The following is a 24,336-nucleotide window of genomic DNA, read 5'->3' on the forward strand; positions in this document are numbered from 1 at the left end:
ACTACGGTCCCGACTGTCGTCTTACCGCAACCAACAACGGGCCTGAAACCGATTTACAGCGCTTCCACGATTTCGCGCATCAGCTTGGCGGTCTCGGACGGCGTCTTGCCGACCTTGACGCCGACGGCCTCGAGGGCCTCCTTCTTCGCCTGCGCGGTGCCGGAGGAACCGGACACGATGGCGCCGGCGTGGCCCATCGTCTTGCCCTCGGGCGCGGTGAAGCCGGCCACGTAGCCCACCACCGGCTTGGTGATGTGCTCCTTGATGTAGGCCGCGGCCCGCTCCTCGGCGTCGCCGCCGATCTCGCCGATCATCACGATCGCCGCGGTCTCCGGGTCGTCCTGGAAGGCCTGCAGCGCGTCGATGTGCGTGGTGCCGATGACCGGGTCGCCGCCGATGCCCACGGCGCTGGAGAAGCCCAGGTCGCGCAGCTCGTACATCATCTGGTAGGTCAGCGTGCCGGACTTCGAGACCAGGCCGATCTTGCCGGGCTTGGTGATGTCCGCCGGGATGATGCCCGCGTTGGACTTCCCGGGGCTGATCAGGCCGGGGCAGTTCGGGCCGACGATGCGGGTCTTCTTGCCCTGCGCGTGCGCCCAGAAGACGGTCGAGTCGTGCACCGGGATGCCCTCGGTGATGACGACGGCGAGCGGGATCTCGGCGTCGATCGCCTCGATGACGGCGCTCTTGGCGAAGGCCGGCGGCACGAAGATGACGGAGACGTTCGCGCCGGTCTCGGCGATCGCGTCGGCCACGGTGCCGAACACCGGGATGGACGCGCCGTCGATCTCGACCTTCTCGCCCGCCTTGCGCGGGTTGACGCCGCCGACGATCTTGGAGCCCGAAGCCAGCATGCGCTTCGTGTGCTTCATGCCCTCGGAGCCGGTCATGCCCTGGACGATGATCTTCGAGTCCTCGTTGAGGAAGATAGCCATGATCAGTCCTCTTCCTTACTTCGCGGCCAGCTCGGCGGCCCGCGCTGCGGCGCCGTCCATGGTGTCGACCTGCTCGAGCCGCGGCAGCGCCGCCTCGGTCAGGATCTTGCGGCCGAGCTCGGCGTTGTTGCCGTCGAGCCGGACCACGAGCGGCTTCGTGACGGCCTCGCCGCGCGACTCGAGCAGCGCGAAGGCCTGCACGATGCCGTTGGCGACCGCGTCGCACGCGGTGATGCCGCCGAAGACGTTGACGAACACGGACTTGACGTCGGTGTCGCCGAGAATGATCTCCAGGCCGTTGGCCATGACCTCGGCCGAGGCGCCGCCGCCGATGTCCAGGAAGTTGGCGGGCTTGACGCCGCCGTGGTTCTCGCCCGCGTACGCGACCACGTCCAGCGTGGACATGACCAGGCCGGCGCCGTTGCCGATGATGCCGACCTCGCCGTCCAGCTTCACGTAGTTGAGGTGCTTCTCCTTGGCCGCCGCCTCGAGCGGGTTGGCCGCGGCCTTGTCCTCGAGCTCGGCGTGGCCGGCCTGGCGGAACGCGGCGTTCTCGTCCAGCGAGACCTTGCCGTCGAGCGCCAGGATGTCGCCGGCCGGAGTCTTGACCAGCGGGTTGACCTCGACCAGGAGGGCGTCCTCCTGGACGAAGACCTGCCAGAGCTTGACCAGCACGTCGGCGACCTGGTCGGCGACGTCGGCCGGGAAGTTCGCGGCCGCGACGATCTCGGCCGCCTTCTCCGGGGTCACGCCCACGGTCGCGTCCACCGGGACCTTGGCCAGCGCCTCGGGCTTGGTGACGGCGATCTCCTCGATCTCCATACCGCCCTCGACGGAGGCCATCGCCAGGAAGGTGCGGTTGGAGCGGTCGAGCAGGAAGGAGACGTAGTACTCGGTCTCGATGTCGGCGGTCTGCGCCAGCATCAGACGGCGCACCACGTGCCCCTTGATGTCCAGGCCGAGGATGCCCTCGGCCTTGGCGCGCGCGTCGGCCGGGTCCTCGGCCAGCTTCACGCCGCCGGCCTTGCCGCGGCCGCCGGTCTTGACCTGGGCCTTGACGACGACCTTGCCGCCGAGCTCGGCGGCGACGGCCTCGGCTTCCTCGGGAGTGTCAGCGATCTTGGCCGAGAGTACGGGTACGCCGTGCTTGGCGAACAGGTCCCTCGCCTGGTATTCGAAAAGATCCACGCTCGTCCGTCCTCAATGACGTGCTGCGGCTCGGGGCACGGGGTCCCCGTCCTGGACTAGATTCTCGTCCGAGGTTATCCCGTCCGCGATGCGAGGGCGGAATCCGCGGAGTGTGAGCTACGCCGCTTGTGGGCATGTGTCAATGAATTATCGCCGCCCGCAAGATCGTCCGCAGCCGCTCCGCCCGACAGCCCGCACCACCCGTCCGGTTATCGGAACGAGCGTGGATCTCTCCGTCTGCCGGAACGCGCCGCGCTAGACCCGCTCGACGAGCCCGGCCAGCAGCCGTCCGACGGCCAGGTAGACGACGGCCGCGAGGCCATAGTCGAGCAGCGTGTTCCATTTCGCGCTGGACGTGGTGAACAGCCCGTCGAACCAGGCCGCGAGGTGCCGCGCCCAGGTGGCGTCCGTCGAGACGATGCTGTTGCCGGGGTTCGCGCCGATGAGCACGAACAGGATGTGCAGCACCAGAATCAGGACGATGACGCCGACGATGAGCATGATGACAGCGGCGAGGCCGCTGTACCGTCTCCGCAATGCTTCAGCCATACCGCCGAGTGCCCGCGAATCGCAGTGCTCATGCGTGCGAGAATCCCCCGGCGCGCAGCCGGGGGCGTTCGGCGGCAGGCGATCCGGGCTCAGCCGAGGTTGGCGTACGCCCAGTCCACGATCTCCTGGGTCGGGGTGCCCGGGGTGAACACGGCCGCGATGCCCGCGTCGAGCAGCGAGCGGATGTCGCCCTCGGGGATGATCCCGCCGACGAAGACCTTGATGTCCGCGGCGTCCTGGGCCTTGAGCAGCTCGACGACCTTCGGGCAGAGGGTCATGTGCGCGCCGGAGAGGATCGACATGCCGATGCCGTCCGCGTCCTCCTGGATGGCGGTGGCCACGATCTGCTCGGGCATCTGGTGCAGCCCCGTGTAGACGACCTCGACGCCGGCGTCGCGCAGGGCGCGGGCGACGACCTTGGCGCCGCGGTCGTGGCCGTCGAGGCCGGGCTTGGCGATGACGACGCGGATCGGCGCAGATCCGGGGGCGGGCGTGTGGGCAGCCTTGATCTCGGTCTCGCTCATGCTCACTCCTTCGTGAGGCCGATGGAGTACCCGCGTACTCGACACTTTCGGCCAGTCGCAGCGTAGCCGAGGCCGCCGCGGACGGCGCGCCGGCGGGGCTGTGATCTCCGGCACGGGGTGGGGCTGGCACCACCACGGACCCGGGTGCCCGCGCCCTCGTGCCGGACGGGTCCGGAGCGCGACGCTGGATCCATGCCGAAGAACACTGAGAACCTCCGCCGGGGCCACGCCCCCGCGATCGAGGCGCGCGGGCTGACCAAGTCCTACGGAAGCAAGACCGTGGTCGACGGGCTCGACTTCCAGGTGCACGCCGGCCGGGTGACCGGCTTCCTCGGGCCGAACGGCGCCGGGAAGTCGACCACGATGCGGCTGCTGCTCGGCCTCGAGCGCCCCGACTCGGGGCAGGCGCTGATCGAGGGCCGCCCGTACGCCGAGCTGACCGCGCCGCTCTCGCACGTCGGCGCGCTGCTCGAGGCGAAGGCCTTCCATAAGGGCCGCAGCGCGCGCAACCACCTGCTGGCGCTCGCGCAGTCCCAGGCGCTGCCCGAGCGGCGGGTCGACGAGGTGCTCGACCTGGTCGGGCTGCACGACGTGGCCGGCAAGCGGGCCGGCGGCTACTCGCTGGGCATGGCGCAGCGCCTCGGCATCGCGGCGGCGCTGCTCGGCGACCCGCGGATCGTGCTGCTGGACGAGCCGGTCAACGGCCTCGACCCCGAGGGGGTCTTCTGGATCAGGAACCTGATGAAGCGGCTGGCCGCCGAGGGCCGCGCGGTGCTCGTCTCCTCGCACCTGATGAACGAGATGGCGGTGACCGCGGACCACCTGATGGTGATCGGCCGCGGCCGGCTGCTGGCCGACTGCGGCACCGCCGAGTTCATCGAGCGGCACACCGATCCCGCCGTCTACGCGGCGACCCCGGACGTCGCCAGGCCCGCGCTGCTCGAAGAGGCCTTCATGCGGCTGACCGCGAGCGCCGTCGAGTACTCCGCCCGATAAGTCCGACTCCACGAGAACAGGGGATCCCACGATGACGACCGCCACCCTCACCCGCGCCGGGGACGCCGTGCGTCCCACGCACCGGCCCGGCATGACCGACCTGATGCGCAGCGAGTGGACCAAGCTCAGGTCCCTGCGCTCGACCTGGTGGTCGCTGGCCGCGATGATCGCGGTCAGCGTCGGCTTCACCGTCGCCGCGTGCGCCGTCTACACGCACGACTTCACCCATCTGGACGCGGCGACCCAGACCGAGTTCCGGCAGGACACGATCGGCCTGATCCTGCAGCCGGGCGTGCAGTTCGCCAGCCTGGCCGTGAGCGTGCTCGGGGCGATGCTGATCACCTCCGAGTACTCCACCGGGATGATCCGCGCGACGATGCTCGCCGAGCCGCGCCGGACCCGCGCGCTGCTGGCCAAGGCGGCGACCTTCGCGCTGTTCGTGTACGTCTTCTCGGAGCTGATCGCGATCCCGTCCTTCTTCATCGGCTCCGCGATCACCAGCGCGCACGCGTCCGTCTCCATCAGCGATCCGACGAACATCCGGGCGATCCTCAGCTTCGGACTGTTCATGACCGCGATGGGCCTGATCGCGCTGTCCATCGGCGCGATCGTCCGGCACACGGCCGCGGCCGTCAGCCTGGTGCTGGCGCTGCACTTCGTGCTGCCGGGCGTGCTCAGCCTGATCCCCGGCACCGTCGGCAAGCACCTCTCGGCGGCGATGCCGCAGGGCACGAGCGTGGTGGTCAGCAGCGGGCACAACGCGGGCAACCTGTACACGCCGGCGCAGGCCGGTCTGATCCTGGCGGCCTGGGTGGTCGTGCTCGGCGGCGCGGCGCTCGTGTCCGTCAAGCGCCGTGACGTGTAGGTTCCGATGAGTGAGAATGCTGTGACGATGGAGACGAACCCGGTCACGGCGGTGGTCAGGCGCGTGCTGCGTGAGCCGTTCACCGCACGCGCCTGGCGCACGTTCGTGTTCTGCTTCTGCCAGCCCTTCCTCGACCTGGTCTGCCTGATCGCCATCGGGATCGCGGTGGCGGTGTCGATCGTGACCGGCGGCCTGGCCTCTCCGGTGCTGCTGCCGCCGCTGCTCGGCCTCTCCCGCGGCCTCGGCGGGCTGCGCCGGGCGATGACCCGGCAGCTGCTCGGCGTGGACATCCCGGAGCCGGTCAGGGCGCCGCGGCGGCCCGGCGCGCTCGGCTTCATCGCGTACCACTTCGGCGAGGCGGTCGGCTGGCGCGGGATCGGCTACGTGCTGATCAGACTGCTGATGATCTTCGAGTTCGTGGTCGGCGTCGGCTTCCGGCTCGGCCTGCCGCTGGTCTTCATGGGCGCGATCCACGACCGGGGCGTCAACTCGGTCACGCTGGTGGCGGTGTGGACCGCGATGTTCCTGGCCGCGCCCCCGCTGACCGAGCTGATCCTCCAGCTGGACGTATGGCTGATGCGGCGGCTGCTCGGCCCCTCCGAGGACTCGCTGCGTATCAGGGAGCTGGAGCAGACCCGCTCGCACGCGATCAACGAGGCGGCGGCCACGCTGCGCCGGATCGAGCGCGACCTGCACGACGGGGCCCAGGCCCGGCTCGTGGCCCTCGGCATGCAGCTGGGAAGGGCGGAGCGGCAGTTCGAGCGCGGCGAGAGCGAAGCCGGGCTCTCGCTCATCCGCGAGACGCGGGCCGAGGCGAAGGCGATCGTGCAGGAGCTGCGCGACCTCGTCCGCGGCATCCACCCGCCCGCGCTCGACAGCGGCCTGGAGCCAGCGCTGCGCACCCTCGCCGCGAAGACGCCGATCCCGACGTCGGTGCGCGTGGGCCTGCGGTCGCGGCTGCCCGCCGCCACCGAGACGATCCTGTACTTCACCGCCGCCGAACTGCTGACCAACGCCGCCAAGCACAGCGGCGCCCAGGCGATCGCCGTCACCGTGATCGGCGACATCCGCGAGGACGCCGTCCAGCTCATCGTCACCGACGACGGACGCGGCGGCGCCCGGATGGACGGCGCGGGCACCGGCCTGCGCGGGCTGGCCGAGCGGATCCGGACCATGGACGGGCACCTCACGGTCCTCAGCCCCGTCGGCGGCCCGACGACCGTGACCGTGCAACTTCCGACGATGAAGGCCGACGAGGGGAACTGAGGGAATGCGCATCGTGGTGGCGGAGGACTCCCCGATCCTGCGGGCCGGGCTGGTGGGCCTGCTCGAGGACGAGGGGCACGAGGTGGTCGCGGCGCTACCCGACGCGACCCGGCTGCGCGAGGCGGTCGAGGAGCACCGCCCGCAGATCGTGGTCTCCGACATCCGGATGCCCCCCACCCACACCGACGAGGGCCTGCGCGCCGCCATCGAGCTGCGCGCCGCCGACCCGAGCCTCAGAATCCTGATCTTCTCGCAGTACGTCGAGACCCAGTACGCGAGCCGCCTCCTGGCCGGCAACTCGGCCGGCGTCGGCTACCTGCTCAAGGAGCGCGTTATGGACACCAAGGACTTCATGGACGCACTGGAGCGCGTCGCATCCGGCGGCACCGCCCTGGACCCGGAGGTCGTCTCCCAACTCGTGGGCGCCAGCAACTCGCGCAACGCCCTGGAGACCCTCACCCCCCGCGAACGCGAGGTGCTGGGCCTCATGGCCGAAGGCCGCTCCAACGCCGCCATCGCGGCGGCGCTGTTCGTCACGGAACGCGCGGTCGAGAAGCACGTGGCGAGCATCTTCACGAAGCTGGACCTGCCGGTCTCCGGCGCCGACCACCGCCGGGTGCTCGCGGTGCTGAGGTATCTGGGCGTGTAGCCGCGTCTCGCAATCAGGCTGACGGCACTTCGGCTCGATGCCGAGGACCCCTCGCGTCCAGCAGGCGTGACGATGGCGATGACGGAGGCCACTGCTTCATCTGCGAGCTCGCTGACGAGCCAACGACACCTGAGCACGAGACCGTGCTCTACCGCGATGAGCACTGGGCAGCGCAAACCACGGGGTGCGACAGCACCCCGAACCCCAGCCGTCCACCGCGACGCCGGCCCCGAGCTGAATCAGGACGGTCACAGCTTCTGCAGCGGTGCGAAGGCGAGCACCAGCTTCCTGACTCCCTCGGATCCGAAGTCCACCGTCGCGTGCTCGCCGGTGCGGCCCTCGACGGAGACGACCGTCCCCAGTCCGTAGGTGTCGTGGATGACGCGGTCGCCGGGGGCGACGGAGATCGGCTCGCGGCCGAAGGCGCCGAGGGACTTGAAGCCGGTCTTGCGCGTCTTGCTGGCGGACGCGGTCAGCTGCGGGGTCTGGGTGCCGAACGCGGTGGAGCTCGGGGCGGGGGCCTCGCGCTCCCATTGGACCAGATCCTTCGGGACCTCGCTGACGAAGCGGCTCTCGGGGTTGTAGGCGGGGGCGCCCCAGGCGGAGCGGAGGACGGCGCGGCTGAAGTACAGGCGCTGGCGGGCCCGGGTGATACCCACGTAGGCGAGCCGGCGCTCCTCCTCCAGCTCCTGCGTGTTGCCGAGGGCGCGGGTGTGCGGGAAGACGCCCTCCTCCAGGCCGGTCAGGAAGACGACCGGGAACTCGAGGCCCTTGGCCGTGTGCAGCGTCATCAGGGTGATGAGGCCGTCTTCGTGCTCGCCGGGGATCTGGTCGGCGTCGGCGACGAGGGCGACGCGCTCGAGGAAGCCGTCTATCCCCTCGTTGCCCTCGGTGCTCTCGTACTCGTGGGCGACGGCGACGAGCTCCTGGAGGTTCTCGGCGCGGCTCTCGTCCTGCGGGTCGGTGGACTCCTGCAGGTCGGCGAGGTAGCCGGTGCGCTCCAGGATCGCTTCGAGCACCTCGGCCGGGCCGGCGCCGTCCTCGACCTTCTCGCGCAGGCCGGCCATGAGCGCGGCGAATCCCTTGACGGCGTTGAGGGAGCGGGCGGCCATGCCGTAGGCCTCGTCGGCGCGGTCGACGGCCGCGCCGAAGGAGATGCGCTCGCGGTTGGCGAGCGCGTCGAGCATCGCCTCGGCGCGGTCGCCGATGCCGCGCTTGGGCACGTTGATGATGCGCTTCAGGGAGACGGAGTCGTCCGGGTTCGCCAGCGACCTGAGGTAGGCCAGGACATCCTTGACCTCCTTGCGCTCGTAGAAGCGCACGCCGCCGACCACGCGGTAGGGCAGGCCGACCCGGATGAAGCACTCCTCGAACGCGCGGGACTGCGCGTTGGTCCGGTAGAACACGGCCACGTCGCCGGGCTTGGCCAGCCCCTCGTCGGTGAGCCGGTCCACCTCGTTGGCGACGAAGGCGGCCTCGTCGTGCTCGGAGTCGGCGACGTAGCCGATGATCCGCTCGCCGGCGCCGGAGTCGGTCCACAGGTTCTTCGGCTTGCGGCCGCGGTTCTTCTCGATCACCGCGTTCGCGGCGGTCAGGATGGTCTGGGTGGAGCGGTAGTTCTGCTCAAGCAGGATCGTCTTGGCGTTCGGGTAGTCCGCCTCGAACTCGAGGATGTTGCGGATCGTGGCGCCGCGGAAGGCGTAGATCGACTGGTCCGCGTCGCCGACGACGCACAGCTCGGCGGGCGGGAGCTCGCCGTCCGCCGGGCCGACGAGTTCGCGGACCAGCACGTACTGCGCGTGGTTGGTGTCCTGGTACTCGTCGACCAGCACGTGCCGGAAGCGGCGGCGGTAGCTCTCGGCGACGGCCGGGAACGCCTGGAAGAGGTTGACCGTCGTCATGATCAGGTCGTCGAAGTCCAGCGCCTTCGCCGCGATGAGCCGGTTCTGGTAGACGCCGTAGACCTCGGCGATCAGCTGCTCGCGGTCCGACTGCGCGGCGTCGCGCGCCGACTCGTGGTCGACCAGCTCGTTCTTGAGCGCGGAGACCGCGGCGAGCAGGCCGCGCGGCGGGTGCCGCTTGACGTCCAGGTCGAGGTCCCTGGCCACCTGCGTCATCAGCCGGCGCGAGTCGTCCGCGTCGTAGATGGTGAAGGAGGACGGCAGGCCCAGGTGCTCGTGCTCGCGGCGCAGGATGCGCACGCAGGCGGAGTGGAACGTGGAGACCCACATCATCCGGGCGCGCGGGCCGATCAGCGCCTCGACCCGCTCGCGCATCTCGGCGGCGGCCTTGTTGGTGAAGGTGATCGCCAGGATCTCGCCGGGGTGCACGCCGCGCTCGCCGAGCAGGTAGGCGATGCGGTTGGTGAGCACCCGGGTCTTGCCGGAGCCGGCGCCGGCGACGATGAGCAGCGGGGCGCCGCTGTGCACGACGGCCTCGCGCTGGGCCGGGTTGAGGCCGTCCAGCATCGCGGTCATGTCCCGCGCGGCGGCGGGCGCGAACGGCGGCGCCCCCGCAGACGACGGGGCCGGCAGATCGCCGCGCTCCTGCTCACGGGGCGCCGGGCGGCCGAGACCGGGCAGCGCGGACTCCGCCCGGTGCCGCGCGGGGGCGGGAGGCTTGGGCAGATCGAACAGGGGGGTCTCGTAGCCGCTCATCGCACCCGAGTGTAGAACCGTCCGCCGACAACGGCCGGATCCGTGAGTTCGCTCACAGGCCGTGCGGGGGCGCACGGGGGCGGAGCGTGATTTGGATTACGGTTGAATAACGAGACGAGTCTGACCTCTGGAGACCGATGAGCGAGCGAGACAACGCGCGGGAACCGCAGGACGACAGGAAGCCGCGACTGAATCTGACCACGAGTCAGGTCGCGGCTTCCGCGTTGGCGGCCTGCTGCGCCTCGGTCGTCGCCTCGTACCTCGGCGTGGCCGGCACGGTGATCGGCGCGGCGGTCGGCTCGATCGTGGCGACGACCGGCGCGGCGGTCTGGGCCCACCTGTTCCGCACGGGCGGGGACAAGATCAAGCAGACGCTGCTGGTGAACGGTCAGCTGATCGAGGTCGAGACGGACGCGGAGGATGCGAAGCGGGCGGAGAAGGCACAGCAGGCGGAGCGGGCGCGGGCCGGAGCGCAGGACGCAGGGCAGGCGGCGCGGCCGGTGCCGGCCGGACGTTTCTACAGCGCGGCGGCAGCGCCCGCGGTAGCGCTGTGGACGCCCAAGGAGGCCACGGCCGAGACCGAGGTCGTCCGGGACGAGACGAAGCTGATCCTGCCGCCCGGGGTGGACGCGGACCGGACCCGGCTGCTCACTCCGCCGGCGACCGGGGACGAGCCGAGCCCCGTGCGCCGCAACCGCCTCGCCCGGATCCTCAAGTACCGCAAGCCGATGGGCATAGCCGCGGCCATCCTCGCGGTCTTCAGCGTCTCGATCGTCGTCGGCATGTTCGCCGGCGCCCCGGTGCGCGACGCGGGCTCGAACACGACGCCCTCGACGACCACGACGACGACCGTGACCGAGACGACCCGGAAGGCGACCGGTGACGGCTCGTCAGCGTCGCCGGATTCCACGCAGTCGCAGGGATCCGAGGCCACGTCATCGGCGTCGGCGTCCTCCTCAGGCTCGGCCTCGTCCTCACCCTCGGCGAGTTCCTCGGCGTCGCCCGGGGCCTCCGCGTCGGCCGGCTCCACGGGGACCGCGAGCGGTTCGCCTCAGGCCCAGGGCGCGACCAGCACCGGATCTCCCTGAATTACCTCGACACACACCGTTGACCGGCGGATATCGGAGCGTGCACACTATGCACGACTCATGAGAATGAGAACCCGACTTCTTGCCGACGCTCTGTCGGAAACCCTTCCTCCGCTTGGCGCATCACGAAACGGCTCGCATGCCGGTCCGTTTGGTCCGGTTCGCCCGACCGGCAAAACGGACAGAGCACGGCAGACTCCGACCATTCGCCACCGCCCGGCGGCCCGCGTACGGCCACGGTTCGATCACGACGGGGGCAAAGAGAACTTAAAGAGCGGGGCCGAAAAATCGATGCCCCGCATGCACATGGCTAGAGTCCACAATCAGATAACCGCCCCACGCGGGGTCGCCAGACCCCCGGCGGATATCCGCGCCGAGTCCAATCGGCGGGGCCTCGAAGGGCCGTGCAGCGCGACTGCCGCGCGATACGGACCGCCGGGGAACCGTCGCGGAGCCGGGGACCCACCCGCAGCACCGGGGTGAATCACCGCGCCCGACCGGATCGCACCCGCGACCCGCGAAGGCAAGGTGTAGGGCGAACACTTCCCGCCCGAACCCGTCAGCTAACCCGGTAGGCGCCACCGGAAGAGGAACGCATGCCGTCTCACCGCGCCCCGAAACTCTCGCCGCGCAAGGCGTCGGCCGTCGCCCTGGTGGGCGTCGCCGCCGGATCCACCCTCCTGATGCAGGGCAGCGCACACGCCGAGACCCTGTCGCAGGCCAAGGCCGACTACAACACCAAGATGCAGCAGTCGGAGGTCGCGACCGAGGCCTACAACGCGGCGAACGAGCAGGCCGCGACGCTGCAGGCGAAGGTCAACAGCCTTCAGGCGCAGATCTCCACCGCGACCGCCGAGATGAGCTCGCTGCAGCGCACGATGGGCCTGCAGGCCGCGCAGCAGTACGAGAACGCGGGCATGTCCTCGACCCTGGAGCTCGCCCTCGAGTCCAGCCCCGAGACCTACCTGAACAAGGCGCTGGCCAGCAACGAGATCTCGCAGAAGGAGGCGCAGCTGCTCAAGCAGCTGGCCACCGACAAGGCGCAGATCGCCGCCGACCAGAAGCTCGCGCAGACCGAGCTGGCCCAGCAGCAGGCGGCCGTGGCCACGGCGCAGAAGCAGAAGACCGCGGCCCTCGCCGCCGCCAGCCAGGCGAAGTCCGTGATCAGTACGCTGAGCGCGGCGCAGCAGGCCACGATCACCTCGGGCGGCGGCAGCACCACGAACACCGTCAAGGTGGTCGCGTCGAACTCCCGCGCCGCAACAGCCGTCGCGTACGCGGAGTCGAAGCTCGGCGACAGCTATGTCTACGCCGCCTCCGGGCCGAGCACGTTCGACTGCTCCGGCCTGACGATGGCCGCCTGGGCCGCCGCGGGCGTCACGCTGCCGCACAACGCCGCCGAGCAGATGAGCGTCACGCAGTCCGTCAGCGAGTCTCAGGCCCAGCCCGGCGACCTGGTCTTCTTCTACGACGGCCCCGGCTACGTCGGCCACGTCGGCATTTACCTGGGCAACGGCATGCTGATCGACGCCCCGCACACCGGAGCCTGGGTGCGCGAGATCTCCCTGAGCAACATAGGCATGCAGGTCGCCGGCTTCGGCCGCGTGTAGCCGCTCACCAGAACACCTCAGGCCATGTGACCTGGCGGCGTTCTCAACCCCCCTCCCCCTCGTGAGGACGCTGCCTTCCAGCGCCCGGATCGCCGGGGCCTTCGCGACCCGCAACCTCTCCCCCCTGTGCGGATCGCGGAGCCCTACCCACCGGCGATCCGGGCGCTAATACCTCTGCCCGGGTGCCGCCGCCTCGGCGAGCCGGTCCGCGGAGACGATGCTGAATCAACCACCTGACACAGGCTACGCGGACTGGGGCGCGCCCTCCGAGCTCGCGTGCATGAAGCTGTTCCACAGCCGCGCGTAGGCGCCTTCGGCGGCGAGCAGGTCGTCGTGCGTGCCGTCCTCGACGATGAGGCCGCCGTCGAGCACGAGGATGCGGTCGGCGCGGGCGGCGGTGGTGAGCCGGTGCGCGACGACGAGGGTCGTGCGGGATCGGGACACCTCGTCCATGGCGCGCGTGACGGCGGCCTCGCTGGCGAGGTCGAGGGCCGCGGTGGCCTCGTCGAGCAGCAGGATGTCCGGGTCCACGAGGTAGGCCCGGGCCAGCGCGAGCAGCTGCCGCTGACCGGCCGACAGGCTCCGCCCGCGCTCGCCGACCTGGTGCAGGTAGCCGCCGGAAAGCTTGGCGACCATCTCGTGCGCGCCGACGGCCCGGGCCGCGGCCTCGATCTCGGCGTCGGACGCGCCGGGCCGGCCGTAGGCGATGGCCTCGGCGACCGTGCCCGGGAACAGGTACGCCTCCTGCGGGACGACGCCGAGCCGTCCGCGGTACTCGCTGAGGTCGTAATCGCGCAGGTCGACGCCGTCGACCAGCACCGCGCCCGAGGTCGGGTCGTAGTACCGGGCGACCATCTTGACCATGGTGGACTTGCCCGCGCCGGTCTCGCCGACCAGGGCCACGGTCGTGCCCGGGTCGATCACGACGTTGACGCCCGCCGCGTCCTCGCCGCGGCCGCCGAGCGCCGGGTTCGCGCTGGTCGTGTAGCCGAAGCGCAGGTCCCTGAACTCGATCAGCCCGGTCAGCCCGGTCACCGGCGCCGGCTTCTCGCGCTCCGGCGTGTTCGTGCGCGTACGCAGCAGGTCGGTGATCCGGCGCAGGCCGACGGCCGCCTGCTGGTAGCTGTCGAACACCTGCGAGAGGTTCTGCACCGGCGCGAAGAACATGTCCACGTACAGCAGGTACGCGATCAGCGCGCCCGCCGTCATCGAACCCTGATGGATCAGGTGGGCGCCGTAGACGATCGCGAACGCGGCGGTCAGGTCCGCCAGCAGCTGCACGAACGGGAAGTACGTGGCGATGTACTTCTGCGCCCTGAGCCGGGAGACGCGGTAGGCGTCGGTCTTGCCCGCGTAGCGCGTGCGGTTGACGCCCTCGCGGCGGAAGGCCTGGGTCACCCGCATGCCCGCGACGTTCTCCTGGAGGTCCGCGTTCACGGCGCTGATCCGGTCGCGCGCCTCGCTGTAGGCCTTCGAGGAGCGCCGCTTGAAGATCACCGTGGCCACGATCAGGATCGGGATCACCGCGAAGACCACCAGCGACATCCGCCAGTTCACCACGATCAGCGCGCCGGCGATGCCGAAGAACGTCAGGATCGAGACGACCGTGGTGGACACGCCGTTCTGCAGGAACGTGGAGAGCGCGTCGATGTCCGAGGTCATCCGGGTCATCAGCCGCCCGGCCATCTCCTTCTCGTAGAAGTCGAGGCCGAGGCGCTGCAGGTGCGCGAAGGCCTTGAGCCGCAGCGTGTAGAGCAGCCGCTCGCCCATCCGGCCGGTGACCATCGTCTGGATCGCCTCGACGACCCAGTCCGCGAGCACGAGGCAGAATCCGACGATCGCCATCGCGGCGATGACGTGGTACGCCGCGCCCTGGATGCCCTCGTCGACGCCGGTGCGGATCAGGGCCGGGATCGCCAGCGAGGCGAGCGCGTCGGCGCTCTCCAGGAGCAGGCCGAAGACGAGCACGACGAGGAAGGGCCGCAGCAGACGCTTGAGCGAGAACGCGTAGTCGGGCGCGGTGACGGCGGCCTTGTCCAGATCAGGCTTGTCGTTGGCCGGCGGCAGCGCCGCGACCTTGGCGAGCAGCTCCGGTGTGGCCGGGAGCGCGGCGATCATGTTGCGGCCGCCGCCACCTCCGCCGCCTCCGCCGCCCTGCGGCACGCGGTTGGCCGCTGCTGCCGCCGCCTGCGCCGATTCGCTGTACTGCGGGAGCTTCGAGTGGTCCCACAGCGCCGGGGTGACGCCGTCGACCTGCACCATCGCGTTGTCGACCGGCAGTTCGCCGGCGTCCACGCCCTCGGCGTCGTCGCCCGGGCCGGACAGCAGCAGCCGGTAGAGCGGGCAGTCGCGCTCGAGCTCCTCGGCCGTGCCGACGGCGACCAGGCGGCCGTGGTCCAGTACCGCGATCCGGTCGGCGAGCTGCAGGGTGGAGCGGCGGTGGGCGATCAGGAGGGTCGTGCGGTTCTCCATCACGCGGTGCAGCGTCGCGTGTATCTCGGCCTCGGTGGCGGCGTCCACGGCCGAGGTCGCATCGTCCAGCAGCAGGATCTGCGGGTCGGTGATCAGCGCTCGGGCGAGGGCGACCCGCTGGCGCTGGCCGCCGGAGAGGGTGAGGCCCTGCTCGCCGACGACCGTGTCGTAGCCGTCCGGCAGCTCCTCGATGAAGCGGTCGGCCTCGGCGGCCCGCGCGGCGGCGCGGACCTGCTCGTCGGTGGCGTTCGGCGCGCCGTAGGCGATGTTCGCGCGCACGGAGTCGGAGAAGAGGAACGCCTCCTCCATGACCAGCCCGATCGACGCGCGCACCGACTCGGTCGTCACGTCGCGCAGGTCCTGGCCGCCGATGCGCACGCCGCCGCCCTGTGGGTCGTAGAAGCGCGGCAGCAGCATGGCGAGCGTGGACTTGCCGGAACCCGAGGTGCCGATCACCGCCATCGTCTCGCCGTGCCGCACGCTCAGGTCCAGGCCGTGCAGCACCGGCTCGGAGGCGAGGTAGCCGAAGGTCACGTCGCGGAACTCGACGTCCAGCGCCTCGTGCGGGATCGAGCCCGCGCCGGGCCTGTCCTGGATGTCGGGCTTCGAATCGATGACCTCGAACACGCGGATGGCGCTGGCGCGGACCTGCTGGCCGAAGGTGATCAGCGTGGTGAGCATCCGGACCGGGCCGACGAACGCGGCCAGGTAGCTGGAGAAGGCGAAGAAGGTGCCGATGGTGATCTGGCCGTTCAGCGCCATCCAGCCGCCGAGCGCCAGGATGCCGATCTGGCCGAGCGTCGGGATCGCGCCGAGCGTCGGGTTGTAGCGCGCCGTCAGCCGCACCTGCCGCATCCGCGCGGCGAACAGCGTGCTCGCGGCACGGTCGAGCTTGTCGACCTCCTGCCGCTCCTGGCCGAACCCCTTGACCACGCGCACGCCGGTGACGGCTGACTCGACCACGCCGGCCAGCGCGCCGGTCTTCTGCTGCGAGTCCCACGTCGCCGGGAACAGCTTGCGCCGGGCCAGGATGTTCACCGCCAGCAGCCCCGGGCCGACGGCGAGGCCGACCAGCGTGAGCGCCGGGGACAGAAAGAGCATCGCGACGATCGAGCTGAAGAACATCAGGATCGTGCCGGCCATCATCGGGGCCATGCCGATCAGCTGGGACACCATGTTGATGTCGGAGGAGGAGCGGGAGACGATCTGCCCGGTCTCCAGGTTGTCCTGGCCGCGCCCGTCGAGCCGGGAGAGCGAGTCGAAGACCTCCGTGCGCAGGTCGTTCTGCACCTCGATGCCGATGGAGCCGCCGAGGTAGCGCCGGGTGCGCGAGACGACGAAGTTGAGCAGCGCGATGCCGATCAGCGCGATCGCCCAGGGCAGCACCGGGCCCTTGCCGCTGATGATCACGCTGTCGATGATGCTGCGCTGGACCAGCGGCACCACGACGCCGATGCCGGCGATCGCGACCGAGCTGGCCGAGGCGATCAGCACGATCTTCTTGTAACGCCAGATGTATCCGACCAGTCTCCGCAGCCAGGCGTCCTCGCTCTTCACCTTCGCGACCACGGCGCCCCCTTCAGGTTCGGTTAATGCAGGCTCAGCATAAGTGAGACTACCTCATCAACGCCACTCGTTTGTCCCGCCGGATACAATCTGGTCTCAGCTTGGCGGTCGAAGGCGCAACGCGAGATGGGACGTCGTGCACACCGAAGCATGCTCCGCGGTCGACGAGATCAACCTGCTCTCCGAACGTCCCGAGGAGCCGAACCTGCACTACGTCGAGGCGGCCCTGACCGGCAAGCTGGAGATGCCGCGGCTGCGCGAGGCGGTCGCCGCGGTGCTCGAGGCGCACCCCGCCGCCCGCGCCAGGATCGCCACCTCGTCACCCATGCGGCTGTGGACGCAGTGGGCCGTGCCCGGCATCGCGGAGACCGATCCGGTCCAGGACCGCGCCGCCGGCGGCCGCACCGACCTGACCGAGGCGCGCGAGGAGATATTCGCCACCGCGCTACCCGTGCGCACCGGGCCGCTGTTCCGCCTGCACGTGCTGCGCCAGCCGCGGGTGACGAACCTCATCCTGGCGGCCCACGCCGCCCGCTTCGACGCGTACTCCGCGCTCGGCCTGCTGCGCGCCATCGCCTCGGCGTACACCGGCGGCAAGGCCTCGGCCCCGCCGCACGACCAGGCGCCGCTGCTGCGCGGCAACTCCCGTCCGCCGCGCATCCAGGGCCCGCCGCTGCGCATCGAGCCCGGCCGCACCCCCCAGGACGCCAAGGCGCCGAAGAGCGGCTACCACTTCCGCCATGTCGCCATGGACATGCGCGACCTGTCGAACGCCATCTCCTACTACGCCGACGCCTCGATCGAGGACGCCCTGCTGGCCGAGGTCGCGCGCGCCGTCTACGAGTGGAACGCCTCGAAGGGCAAAGGCTGGGGCCAGATCAGGGTCATGATGCCGATCGACCGCAGGTCCGTGATGGACGAGACCCTGCAGATGGGCAACCTGGCCGCGTACGGCACCGTCGCCCTCGACCTCGCGGACATCGCCCAGAACCCGCTGCCCGCCGTCTCCGCGCAGACCAAGTGGCTGCGCAGGAACGCGGTGGAGCTCGACGGCGTGGCCCGCACCTTCGCCGAGCCCTGGGCCCCCTACGGCATCCGCAGGGCCCTGAAGATCCCCGTCGACCGCCGCACCGCCTCCCGCGTGCCCAGCACCATGCTCGCCAACCTCGGCGAGATCGACCAGCTCTGGTTCGGCGCCGTGCGCACCGGCGCCGTCTGGTACGCCCCGCCGGCTCCGCTGCCGATGGGCCTGGCAGTCGGCGCGATCGCGTACAACCGCCGCATGCACCTGACGCTGCGGTACCGGAGGGCGATGTTCACGACGCCGCCGTTCTGGGGGCGCGGGTGAGGTTCGCCCTCACAACCGCCGGTCGTTGGCCCACCTCGAGAGCTCGTACCTGTTCGAGAGCTGCAGCTTGCGCAGGACCGAGGAGACGTGCGTCTCGACGGTCTTGACCGAGATGACGAGCTCGCGGGCGATCTCCTTGTAGGCGTAGCCGCGTGCGATCAGGCGGAGGACCTCGCGTTCGCGGGCGGTGAGGCGGTCTAGTTCCTCGTCCACGGAGGCGGCAGGGGCCGTGGTGGCGGGGGCCGCGCCGGAGAAGGCGTCCAGGACGAAGCCGGCCAGCTTCGGGGAGAACACGGCGTCGTTCTCGGCTACGCGCCTAAGCGCGTCGACGAGGTCGGTGCCGGAGATGGACTTCGTGACGTAGCCGCGGGCGCCGGCGCGGATGACGCCGATGACGTCCTCGGCGGCGTCGGAGACGGACAGGGCCAGGAACCGCGTGTCCGCCGCCTTGCCGGGGCCGCCGCCGGTGAGCAGGCATTGGCGCAGCACCTCGACGCCGCCGCCCCCGGGGAGGTGCACGTCCAGCAGCACCACGTCGGGCCGCCGCTCGACGATGACGGCTACGGCGCTCGGCGCGTCGGCCGCCTCGCCGACGATCTCGACGGTGCCGCGGGCGGCCTCGTCCAGTTCCGCGCGCACGCCGGTGCGGAACAGCTTGTGGTCGTCGACCAGCACCACCCGGATCGGACGTGCGGTCGCGGCCGCGGCTGCCGCCACGACCGTGATCTCAGGACTCGACGACGCTTCGCTCTGCACCGGTGGACCTTTCCTCGTTCACATCGTTGCCGTTGCCCGCACCGCCGGCGCCCGGCTGCGGCACGCGCTTGGCCGTCAGACGCACCTCGGTGCCCTCGCCGGGCCCCGTGCGGATCTCGGCCTGGCCGCCGTGCCGGCGCATGCGGCCGAGGATCGACTCGCGCACGCCCATCCGGTCCGGGGCCACGGCGTCCGGGTCGAAGCCGGGGCCGCGGTCCTTCACGAACACCTCGACGCGGTCCTCCGCGAGCTCCGCGTAAACCGAGATCGGCGCTTCGGGTGCGTACTTCGCCGCATTGACCATAGCCTCCCGCGCGGCCGCGACGCACGCCTCCAGCTGCGCGTCGAGGGGCGCGTCGCCGACCGAGACGACGTCGAGGCGCGCCCCGTGGCGGTCTTCGACCTCGGCGGCCGCCGCGCGAATCGCCTCGGCGAAGCTCTCCGTCGCGGACTTGCGGGCACCGTAGAGCCATTCGCGCAGCTCGCGCTCCTGGGCGCGGGCCAGCCTGGCCACCTGCGCGGGGTCTTCGTGGTGACGCTGGATCAGGGTCAGGGTGTGCAGGACGGAGTCGTGCATCATCGCCGCCACCTCCGCGCGCTCCTGGGAGCGTGCGCGCTCGGTGCGCTCGTGCGCGAGGTCCCGCAGAATCCTGAGGAAGAACGGCAGGCCGATCAGGCCCGCGCCGACGAGCAGCGCGAGTGCGGCCAGCAGGGTGCGGCCGGTCTCGGCCCAGCTGTTGTTGCCGTCGGCTAGCGCGATCATGCCGCCGATCGCCACGGCGGCGCCGAGGCCCGCGCGTGCGAGGTGCGTCGTGGAGCGGGTGCGGGTCCTCGGTCCCTCGCCTGCGCGCTGCGCGTCGTCCGCCTGGCGCCACAGGACGGCGAGCCCCAGGGCGACGGCGGCGAGCGGGAGGATCGTGCGCCAGTCGGTCGGGTGGGTCGTGGGTACGCCGAACAGCAGGAGCAGGCCCAGCGCGACCAGTCCCAGCAGGACGAGGCGCACCTGGCTGCGCGGTTCGGAGCGCTCCTGCTCGGGCACGTCGCCGAGCGGCACGAATATCCAGAACGCGGCGTAGGCCAGTACGCCAAGGCCGCTGACCCAGGTGAAGATCGCGAAGAGCGCGCGCACCAGCCACACGTTCACGCCGAGGTGCAGCGAAAGCCCCCGGCAGATACCGCCCGCGAGCCGTCCCTTGCGGGAGCGGCGCAGCCGGCGGGTGTCCTCGGGCAGGGGCGGCGACATCACCCCCTCATCGTCACACGTCCGCTCGCCGCCGGGCATCGGGGATTGACCCGGACCCGTACCCTGAGAGCGCGGGCGGCGGAATCCAGGGTGCGATCAGGGCGCTGCCCGATGGTGCCGAGCGCCCCCGATCCAGAATCCTGGACACCATGAGCGAAGAGACGACGAGAGGCCACGCCACGCGTGGCCCGCTGCGCCGGGACCGGCGCTCGAAGGTCATCGCGGGAGTGTGCGGGGGGCTCGGCCGTCATCTGGACATCGACCCCGTCGTCTTCCGCATCCTGTTCGCGGTGCTCTCCTTCGTCGGGGGCATCGGCCTGCTGGCGTACGCAGCCGCATGGCTGTTCGTGGCGCAGGACGGCACCGACCGCTCGATCGTGCACCGGCTGCTGACGGGCAAGAATCCGCTGGTCGCCGTGCTGGCCACGGTCGGGCTGGTGCTGGGCGCGCTGATCTCGGCCCGGGCGCTGTTCAACGGCGTGTCGAACCTGTGGCCGATGTTCATGCTGGCGGCCGCGGTCGCCGCGGTGCTGATCTGGCGCGGCGACCTCAAGCTCGGCCGCGGCGAGAGCACGCGCGCCGTGCGGCAGCCGCCGACCTGGTGGCAGCAGCCGATGGAGGAATCGCAGGGCACGTCGACGGGCGGCGGGGAGCCGTCGGCCGCGCCCGGGTTCGCCACCGTCACGGGCGAGCCGCAGGACGCCCCGCCGCCCTTTCCCGGCGTCACGATGCCGACTGCCGCGGCGCCCGGGCGGGGGCGGCGGCGCGGCTACGGCGGACTGGTGCTCGCCAGCCTGCTCGCGGCGACCGGCGTGCTCGGCGTCCTGGACGCGGCCGGCCTGATCAGCCTCGGCTGGCTCTCCGGCGGCGCGCTGGTGCTGGTGCTGCTCGGCACGGGCATGGTGATCGGCGGCGTGTTCGGCAAGACGACCGCGCTGGTCCCGATCGGCCTCGTGGTGGCGATCCCGCTGATCGCGCTCGCCGCGATCGGGGTTCCGCTGCACGGGACGATCGGCGACGAGAACTGGGCGCCGCCCACCGCGTCCGCCGTGCAGCCCTCCTACCAGCTCGCGGTCGGCGACGGCACCCTGGACCTGTCCAACGTGACGCCGGGTGCCGGCAAGACGGTCGTCGTGACGGCGCAGGTCGGGGTCGGGCAGCTGGAGGTGACGGTGCCGGCGGACGTGACCGTGAAGGTCCGCAGCCACGCCGGAGCCGGCACGATCGCCGACCTCGACCAGCCGGGGCTGACCGACGGCCACGGCAGCTACGGCACGCGCCGGAACGACGGCGTGAACGTGGACAAGAACTTCACCGTGGCGTCGCAGGGCACGCCCCAGGGCACCATCGTGCTCGACCTGAGGGTCGGCGTCGGTGCCATCCACATCCAGACGGAGGGACCGTGATGACGGAGACGGAGACCGGGCGCAGGACCCGGCCGCGGTTCCGGCCGGACGCCGCGTCGATCACGGCGGGCCTGGTGTTCATCGGGATCGGCCTGGTGTACCTGCTCGCCGGGTCGGCGAGCCTGCAGGACGCGGCCCGCTGGACCGGCTCGGTGCTGGTACTGGGGCTCGGCCTGGCCTGGGTGGTCGGCGCGATCACCCGGCGGCGGCGCTGATCCGGCGGTATCAGTACTCTTCCGCCGAGGCGATGTCCAGCGCGTAGTCGTCGGTCTCGAGGCCGGCGGCCGTGACGACGCGGACTATCCACGGACCCGGATCCACGTCGTAGGGGACGGGCACGGTGATCGAGCTGTCCGTCGGGTTGCTGAAGCCGCCCTCGGGGCCGGGCACCAGCGGCACGTGGATGTGGATCGGCCCGAGCTTGACCACGATCCGGGCGAGCTGGTCCGGGTCGGCGGCGGCCGGGGGCACGAAGCCCAGGCCCCTGATCTCGATGTCGTCGCCCTGCCGGATCGGCCCGTCCAGGCCGCCCGGCGGGCGCACCCGGACCACCGAGACGAGCACCGGCCGGCGCGCCTCGACCAGCCGGACCACGGCGTAGAGCACCGCGGCGGCCAGCGAGATCCACACCACGATCGCCGGGATCGGCGGGAGCCCGTAAGGGTTCTTCGCCAGCCCGGCGATCAGGAACAGCGCCGCGGCCAGGTAGGACGGCAGCCAGACCGCCGAGGCGAGCGAGCCGAAGCCGGTCTCGTCCAGCACCAGGTCCCGCACCTGCGAGCGCTGGCCCGGCAGGTACGGCACCGCGCGGCGGCGCATCCGCATCGCGGCGACCGCGTTCGTGACGACCGAGACCAGTATCGGCACGGCGAGCAGGACCAGATACTCCCAGCGCGGGTGCGAGATCGCGTCGCCGACGGCGGAGCGCTCCGACGCGGTCCCGGCCGCGAAGTCCTCGACCGCGAAGTAGACCAGCGCCGTGCTCAGCGCCGCGCCCCAGAACAGGCCAAGCGCCTTCGCCGGGGAGAGCCGTCCGTCCGCGCCGACCATGAAGCACAGCACGCCGCCCACCTCGCTGTGCACCAGGCTCAGCCCGGTGATCAGCGCGGCCAGAGCTGCGAAGGCGAACAGCACCGCCGTATGCGGCAGCGTCCAGGATCCGGAGACCGGCAGCGTAGCCAGGTCGATCACCAGGACGAGCCCGAACAGCATCCAGCTGCCGCGCATCGTCCAGCGCCCGACGAGCGCCAGCCAGGCGGAGTTCTCGGCGCGCGCGGTGACCGCGAGCCGCTGCGCGCGGCGGGTCAGCTCATCGGATATCCACTGCCGCGCGCCGCTCTCCGAATGGGAGAGCGCGGCGGGCACACCCTCGTTCTGCGCGAATTCACGGCAGCGCTCGGCGAACTCGCTCAGCTCCCGTTCGTACTCCTGCCGCGCGCCGGCGTGGCTCTCCGGGCCTTGCACCACCGCGAAATCCCCTCCACCGGCGACAGCTGGATACACCCCTTAGGGAGCTGAGATGCTACACCTATTCCCACTCGATGGTTGCCGGGGGCTTCGACGTCGCGTCGAGCACGACGCGGTTCACGCCGGGCACCTCGTTGGTGATCCGGGTGGAGATCCTCGCGAGCACCTCGTACGGCAGCCGCGTCCAGTCCGCGGTCATCGCGTCCTCCGAGGAGACCGGCCGCAGCACGATCGGGTGGCCGTAGGTGCGGCCGTCGCCCTGCACGCCCACCGAGCGCACGTCGGCGAGCAGCACGACCGGGCACTGCCAGATCTCGTCGTCCAGGCCGGCCGCGGTCAGCTCCTCGCGGGCGATCGCGTCCGCGTCGCGCAGCAGCTCGAGCCGCTCCTCGGTGACCTCGCCGACGATCCGGATGCCGAGGCCCGGGCCGGGGAAGGGCTGGCGCTGCACGATCTCGCGCGGCAGGCCGAGCTCGGCGCCGACCTTGCGCACCTCGTCCTTGAACAGCTTGCGCAGCGGCTCGATCAGCTTGAACTGCAGGTCCTCCGGCAGGCCGCCGACGTTGTGGTGCGATTTGATGTTCGCGGTGCCCGCGCCGCCGCCGGACTCGACGACGTCCGGGTAGAGCGTGCCCTGCACGAGGAACTCCACCGGCTCGCCCTCGGCCGCGGCCTCCGCCAGGATCTCCCGCTCGGCCTGCTCGAAGACGCGGATGAACTCGCGCCCGATGATCTTGCGCTTCTGCTCCGGGTCGCTGACGCCCTCGAGCGCGGCCAGGAAGCGGGCGCGCGCGTCCACGGTCTTGAGCGAGACGCCGGTGGCCGCGACGAAGTCGCGCTCGACCTGCTCGACCTCGCCCTTGCGCAACAGCCCGTGGTCGACGAAGACGCAGGTCAGCTGGTCGCCGACGGCGCGCTGCACGAGCGCGGCGGCCACCGCGGAGTCGACCCCGCCGGACAGCCCGCAGATCACCCGCCTGCCGCCGACCTGCTCGCGGATCGCGGCGACCTGCTCCTCGACCACGTTCTCGGTGGTCCACTCGGGCTTGATCCCGGCCGCGTGGTACAGGAAGTTCTCCAGCATCCGCTGGCCGAACTCGGAGTGCAGCACCTCGGGGTGGTGCTGGACGCCGTAGAGCCGGCGCTCGTCGTCCTCGAACGCGGCGACCGGCGTGCCGGCCGTGGACGCGGTGACCTTGAACCCGTCCGGCGCCGCCACGACCGCGTCGCCGTGCGACATCCACACGGTCTGCTGGGCCGGGCTGCCCTCGAACAGCGTCGAGGCGGTGTCCGAGACGGCGAGCGCGGTGCGGCCGTACTCCCGGGTGTTCGTGTGGTCGACGACGCCGCCGAGCGCCCGCGCCATGGCCTGGAAGCCGTAGCACATGCCGAACGTCGGCACACCGGAGCCGAACAGCTCGGCGCCGACGTTGGGCGCGCCCTCGGCGTACACCGACGAGGGGCCGCCGCTGAGGATCACCGCGGCGGGCTTGCGCTCCAGGATCTGCTCGGCCGTCCACGTGTGCGGGACGATCTCGCTGTAGACCCGGGCCTCGCGCACGCGGCGCGCGATGAGCTGGGCGTACTGCGCACCGAAGTCGACGACCAGGACGAGGGGGGAGGTGGAGGCGTCATCCATGATGGGGACGATTCTACCGGCCGTCGGGGCGCTCCTTCGCCGGTGGACGGCCTGCGCCCCGCGCGCGGGCAGCGGCGGGGCGCAGGTCCTGGCGAATGGGCGGGGCCGTCGG

General features: G+C 71.2%; 19 protein-coding genes and 1 riboswitch. Of the genes, 9 read left to right on the forward strand and 10 right to left on the reverse strand.

Annotation, left to right across the window (positions count from 1 at the left end; genetic code table 11):
- Window positions 1-53 precede the first annotated feature (53 nt).
- The 4 genes from sucD to KDK95_RS08175 form a co-directional block, all read right to left on the reverse strand.
- Window positions 54-935: a succinate--CoA ligase subunit alpha gene (sucD, locus tag KDK95_RS08160; RefSeq protein WP_212517423.1), complete on the reverse strand. Its 882-nt coding sequence runs from the start codon at window positions 933-935 to the stop codon at window positions 54-56.
- A gap of 15 nt (window positions 936-950) precedes the next feature.
- A complete protein-coding gene (sucC, locus tag KDK95_RS08165) occupies window positions 951-2,123 on the reverse strand; it encodes an ADP-forming succinate--CoA ligase subunit beta (protein WP_212517424.1) in 1,173 nt (390 codons plus the stop codon).
- A 255-nt stretch (window positions 2,124-2,378) separates the two neighbouring features.
- Window positions 2,379-2,672: a hypothetical protein gene (locus KDK95_RS08170; protein ID WP_212517425.1), complete on the reverse strand. Its 294-nt coding sequence runs from the start codon at window positions 2,670-2,672 to the stop codon at window positions 2,379-2,381.
- An 89-nt stretch (window positions 2,673-2,761) separates the two neighbouring features.
- Complete coding sequence (locus tag KDK95_RS08175) at window positions 2,762-3,196, reverse strand: cobalamin B12-binding domain-containing protein (protein ID WP_212517426.1); 435 nt, start codon at window positions 3,194-3,196, stop codon at window positions 2,762-2,764.
- Window positions 3,197-3,388: 192 nt separating this feature from the next.
- Between KDK95_RS08175 and KDK95_RS08180 the strand changes: the two genes are divergently transcribed.
- The 4 genes from KDK95_RS08180 to KDK95_RS08195 are packed head-to-tail and all read left to right on the forward strand — an operon-like array spanning window position 3,389 to window position 6,972.
- Window positions 3,389-4,192, forward strand: a complete 804-nt coding sequence (locus KDK95_RS08180) for an ABC transporter ATP-binding protein (RefSeq protein WP_212517427.1) — start codon at window positions 3,389-3,391, stop codon at window positions 4,190-4,192.
- 31 nt (window positions 4,193-4,223) lie between these two features.
- Entirely contained in the window at window positions 4,224-5,057 is an 834-nt protein-coding gene (locus KDK95_RS08185) for an ABC transporter permease (RefSeq protein ID WP_212517428.1), read from the forward strand.
- A gap of 6 nt (window positions 5,058-5,063) precedes the next feature.
- Window positions 5,064-6,323, forward strand: a complete 1,260-nt coding sequence (locus tag KDK95_RS08190) for a sensor histidine kinase (RefSeq protein WP_212517429.1) — start codon at window positions 5,064-5,066, stop codon at window positions 6,321-6,323.
- A gap of 4 nt (window positions 6,324-6,327) precedes the next feature.
- Window positions 6,328-6,972, forward strand: a complete 645-nt coding sequence (locus KDK95_RS08195; RefSeq protein WP_212517430.1) for a response regulator — start codon at window positions 6,328-6,330, stop codon at window positions 6,970-6,972.
- A gap of 248 nt (window positions 6,973-7,220) precedes the next feature.
- Here the strand turns inward: KDK95_RS08195 and pcrA are convergent, their stop codons facing one another.
- Complete coding sequence (pcrA, locus tag KDK95_RS08200; protein WP_212517431.1) at window positions 7,221-9,629, reverse strand: DNA helicase PcrA; 2,409 nt, start codon at window positions 9,627-9,629, stop codon at window positions 7,221-7,223.
- Window positions 9,630-9,766: 137 nt separating this feature from the next.
- On the opposite strand from pcrA, the gene KDK95_RS08205 reads away from it, so the two are divergent.
- Both KDK95_RS08205 and KDK95_RS08210 read left to right on the forward strand, forming a co-directional pair.
- The gene (locus tag KDK95_RS08205) at window positions 9,767-10,717 is read left to right on the forward strand and encodes a hypothetical protein (protein WP_212517432.1); all 951 of its coding nucleotides are present in this window, start codon (window positions 9,767-9,769) and stop codon (window positions 10,715-10,717) included.
- A 423-nt stretch (window positions 10,718-11,140) separates the two neighbouring features.
- A riboswitch (cyclic di-AMP (ydaO/yuaA leader) is annotated at window positions 11,141-11,310 on the forward strand.
- A gap of 3 nt (window positions 11,311-11,313) precedes the next feature.
- Window positions 11,314-12,327 carry a C40 family peptidase gene (locus tag KDK95_RS08210; RefSeq protein ID WP_212517433.1) on the forward strand — a complete coding sequence of 338 codons (1,014 nt, stop codon included), beginning with the start codon at window positions 11,314-11,316 and terminating at the stop codon, window positions 12,325-12,327.
- Between the two features lie 243 nt (window positions 12,328-12,570).
- Here KDK95_RS08210 and KDK95_RS08215 read toward each other — a convergent pair whose 3' ends face one another.
- Entirely contained in the window at window positions 12,571-16,368 is a 3,798-nt protein-coding gene (locus tag KDK95_RS08215; RefSeq protein WP_212517434.1) for an ABC transporter ATP-binding protein, read from the reverse strand.
- A 133-nt stretch (window positions 16,369-16,501) separates the two neighbouring features.
- On the opposite strand from KDK95_RS08215, the gene KDK95_RS08220 reads away from it, so the two are divergent.
- Window positions 16,502-17,713, forward strand: coding sequence for a hypothetical protein (locus KDK95_RS08220; protein WP_212517435.1), 1,212 nt, complete (start codon window positions 16,502-16,504; stop codon window positions 17,711-17,713).
- A 9-nt stretch (window positions 17,714-17,722) separates the two neighbouring features.
- Here the strand turns inward: KDK95_RS08220 and KDK95_RS08225 are convergent, their stop codons facing one another.
- Together KDK95_RS08225 and KDK95_RS08230 are read right to left on the reverse strand one after the other, a co-directional pair.
- Complete coding sequence (locus KDK95_RS08225; protein WP_372463287.1) at window positions 17,723-18,439, reverse strand: LuxR C-terminal-related transcriptional regulator; 717 nt, start codon at window positions 18,437-18,439, stop codon at window positions 17,723-17,725.
- A gap of 1 nt (window position 18,440) precedes the next feature.
- Window positions 18,441-19,712 (reverse strand): ATP-binding protein, encoded by a 1,272-nt coding sequence (locus tag KDK95_RS08230; protein ID WP_249160678.1) that lies wholly within the window; start codon window positions 19,710-19,712, stop codon window positions 18,441-18,443.
- Between the two features lie 149 nt (window positions 19,713-19,861).
- On the opposite strand from KDK95_RS08230, the gene KDK95_RS08235 reads away from it, so the two are divergent.
- Complete coding sequence (locus KDK95_RS08235; protein ID WP_212517437.1) at window positions 19,862-21,118, forward strand: PspC domain-containing protein; 1,257 nt, start codon at window positions 19,862-19,864, stop codon at window positions 21,116-21,118.
- Window positions 21,118-21,333 carry a hypothetical protein gene (locus KDK95_RS08240; RefSeq protein ID WP_212517438.1) on the forward strand — a complete coding sequence of 72 codons (216 nt, stop codon included), beginning with the start codon at window positions 21,118-21,120 and terminating at the stop codon, window positions 21,331-21,333. Before KDK95_RS08235 ends, KDK95_RS08240 begins: the two co-directional genes overlap by 1 nt.
- A gap of 10 nt (window positions 21,334-21,343) precedes the next feature.
- Here KDK95_RS08240 and KDK95_RS08245 read toward each other — a convergent pair whose 3' ends face one another.
- Together KDK95_RS08245 and guaA are read right to left on the reverse strand one after the other, a co-directional pair.
- Window positions 21,344-22,585, reverse strand: a complete 1,242-nt coding sequence (locus tag KDK95_RS08245; protein ID WP_212517439.1) for a hypothetical protein — start codon at window positions 22,583-22,585, stop codon at window positions 21,344-21,346.
- A 61-nt stretch (window positions 22,586-22,646) separates the two neighbouring features.
- Window positions 22,647-24,224, reverse strand: a complete 1,578-nt coding sequence (guaA, locus tag KDK95_RS08250; protein ID WP_212517440.1) for a glutamine-hydrolyzing GMP synthase — start codon at window positions 24,222-24,224, stop codon at window positions 22,647-22,649.
- Window positions 24,225-24,336 lie beyond the last annotated feature (112 nt).

This window comes from Actinospica acidithermotolerans, from assembly GCF_018139625.1.
Lineage (GTDB): Bacteria > Actinomycetota > Actinomycetes > Streptomycetales > Catenulisporaceae > Actinospica > Actinospica acidithermotolerans.

What these genes read in the sequence shown, in the direction of transcription:
- sucD (WP_212517423.1), bottom strand. Translation starts at nt 935, where the DNA reads ATGGCTATCTTCCTCAACGAGGACTCGAAGATCATCGTCCAGGGCATG.
- KDK95_RS08170 (WP_212517425.1), bottom strand. Translation starts at nt 2,672, where the DNA reads ATGGCTGAAGCATTGCGGAGACGGTACAGCGGCCTCGCCGCTGTCATC.
- KDK95_RS08175 (WP_212517426.1), bottom strand. Translation starts at nt 3,196, where the DNA reads ATGAGCGAGACCGAGATCAAGGCTGCCCACACGCCCGCCCCCGGATCT.
- KDK95_RS08180 (WP_212517427.1), top strand. Translation starts at nt 3,389, where the DNA reads ATGCCGAAGAACACTGAGAACCTCCGCCGGGGCCACGCCCCCGCGATC.
- KDK95_RS08185 (WP_212517428.1), top strand. Translation starts at nt 4,224, where the DNA reads ATGACGACCGCCACCCTCACCCGCGCCGGGGACGCCGTGCGTCCCACG.
- KDK95_RS08190 (WP_212517429.1), top strand. Translation starts at nt 5,064, where the DNA reads ATGAGTGAGAATGCTGTGACGATGGAGACGAACCCGGTCACGGCGGTG.
- KDK95_RS08195 (WP_212517430.1), top strand. Translation starts at nt 6,328, where the DNA reads ATGCGCATCGTGGTGGCGGAGGACTCCCCGATCCTGCGGGCCGGGCTG.
- pcrA (WP_212517431.1), bottom strand. Translation starts at nt 9,629, where the DNA reads ATGAGCGGCTACGAGACCCCCCTGTTCGATCTGCCCAAGCCTCCCGCC.
- KDK95_RS08205 (WP_212517432.1), top strand. Translation starts at nt 9,767, where the DNA reads ATGAGCGAGCGAGACAACGCGCGGGAACCGCAGGACGACAGGAAGCCG.
- KDK95_RS08210 (WP_212517433.1), top strand. Translation starts at nt 11,314, where the DNA reads ATGCCGTCTCACCGCGCCCCGAAACTCTCGCCGCGCAAGGCGTCGGCC.
- KDK95_RS08230 (WP_249160678.1), bottom strand. Translation starts at nt 19,712, where the DNA reads ATGTCGCCGCCCCTGCCCGAGGACACCCGCCGGCTGCGCCGCTCCCGC.
- KDK95_RS08235 (WP_212517437.1), top strand. Translation starts at nt 19,862, where the DNA reads ATGAGCGAAGAGACGACGAGAGGCCACGCCACGCGTGGCCCGCTGCGC.
- KDK95_RS08240 (WP_212517438.1), top strand. Translation starts at nt 21,118, where the DNA reads ATGACGGAGACGGAGACCGGGCGCAGGACCCGGCCGCGGTTCCGGCCG.
- guaA (WP_212517440.1), bottom strand. Translation starts at nt 24,224, where the DNA reads ATGGATGACGCCTCCACCTCCCCCCTCGTCCTGGTCGTCGACTTCGGT.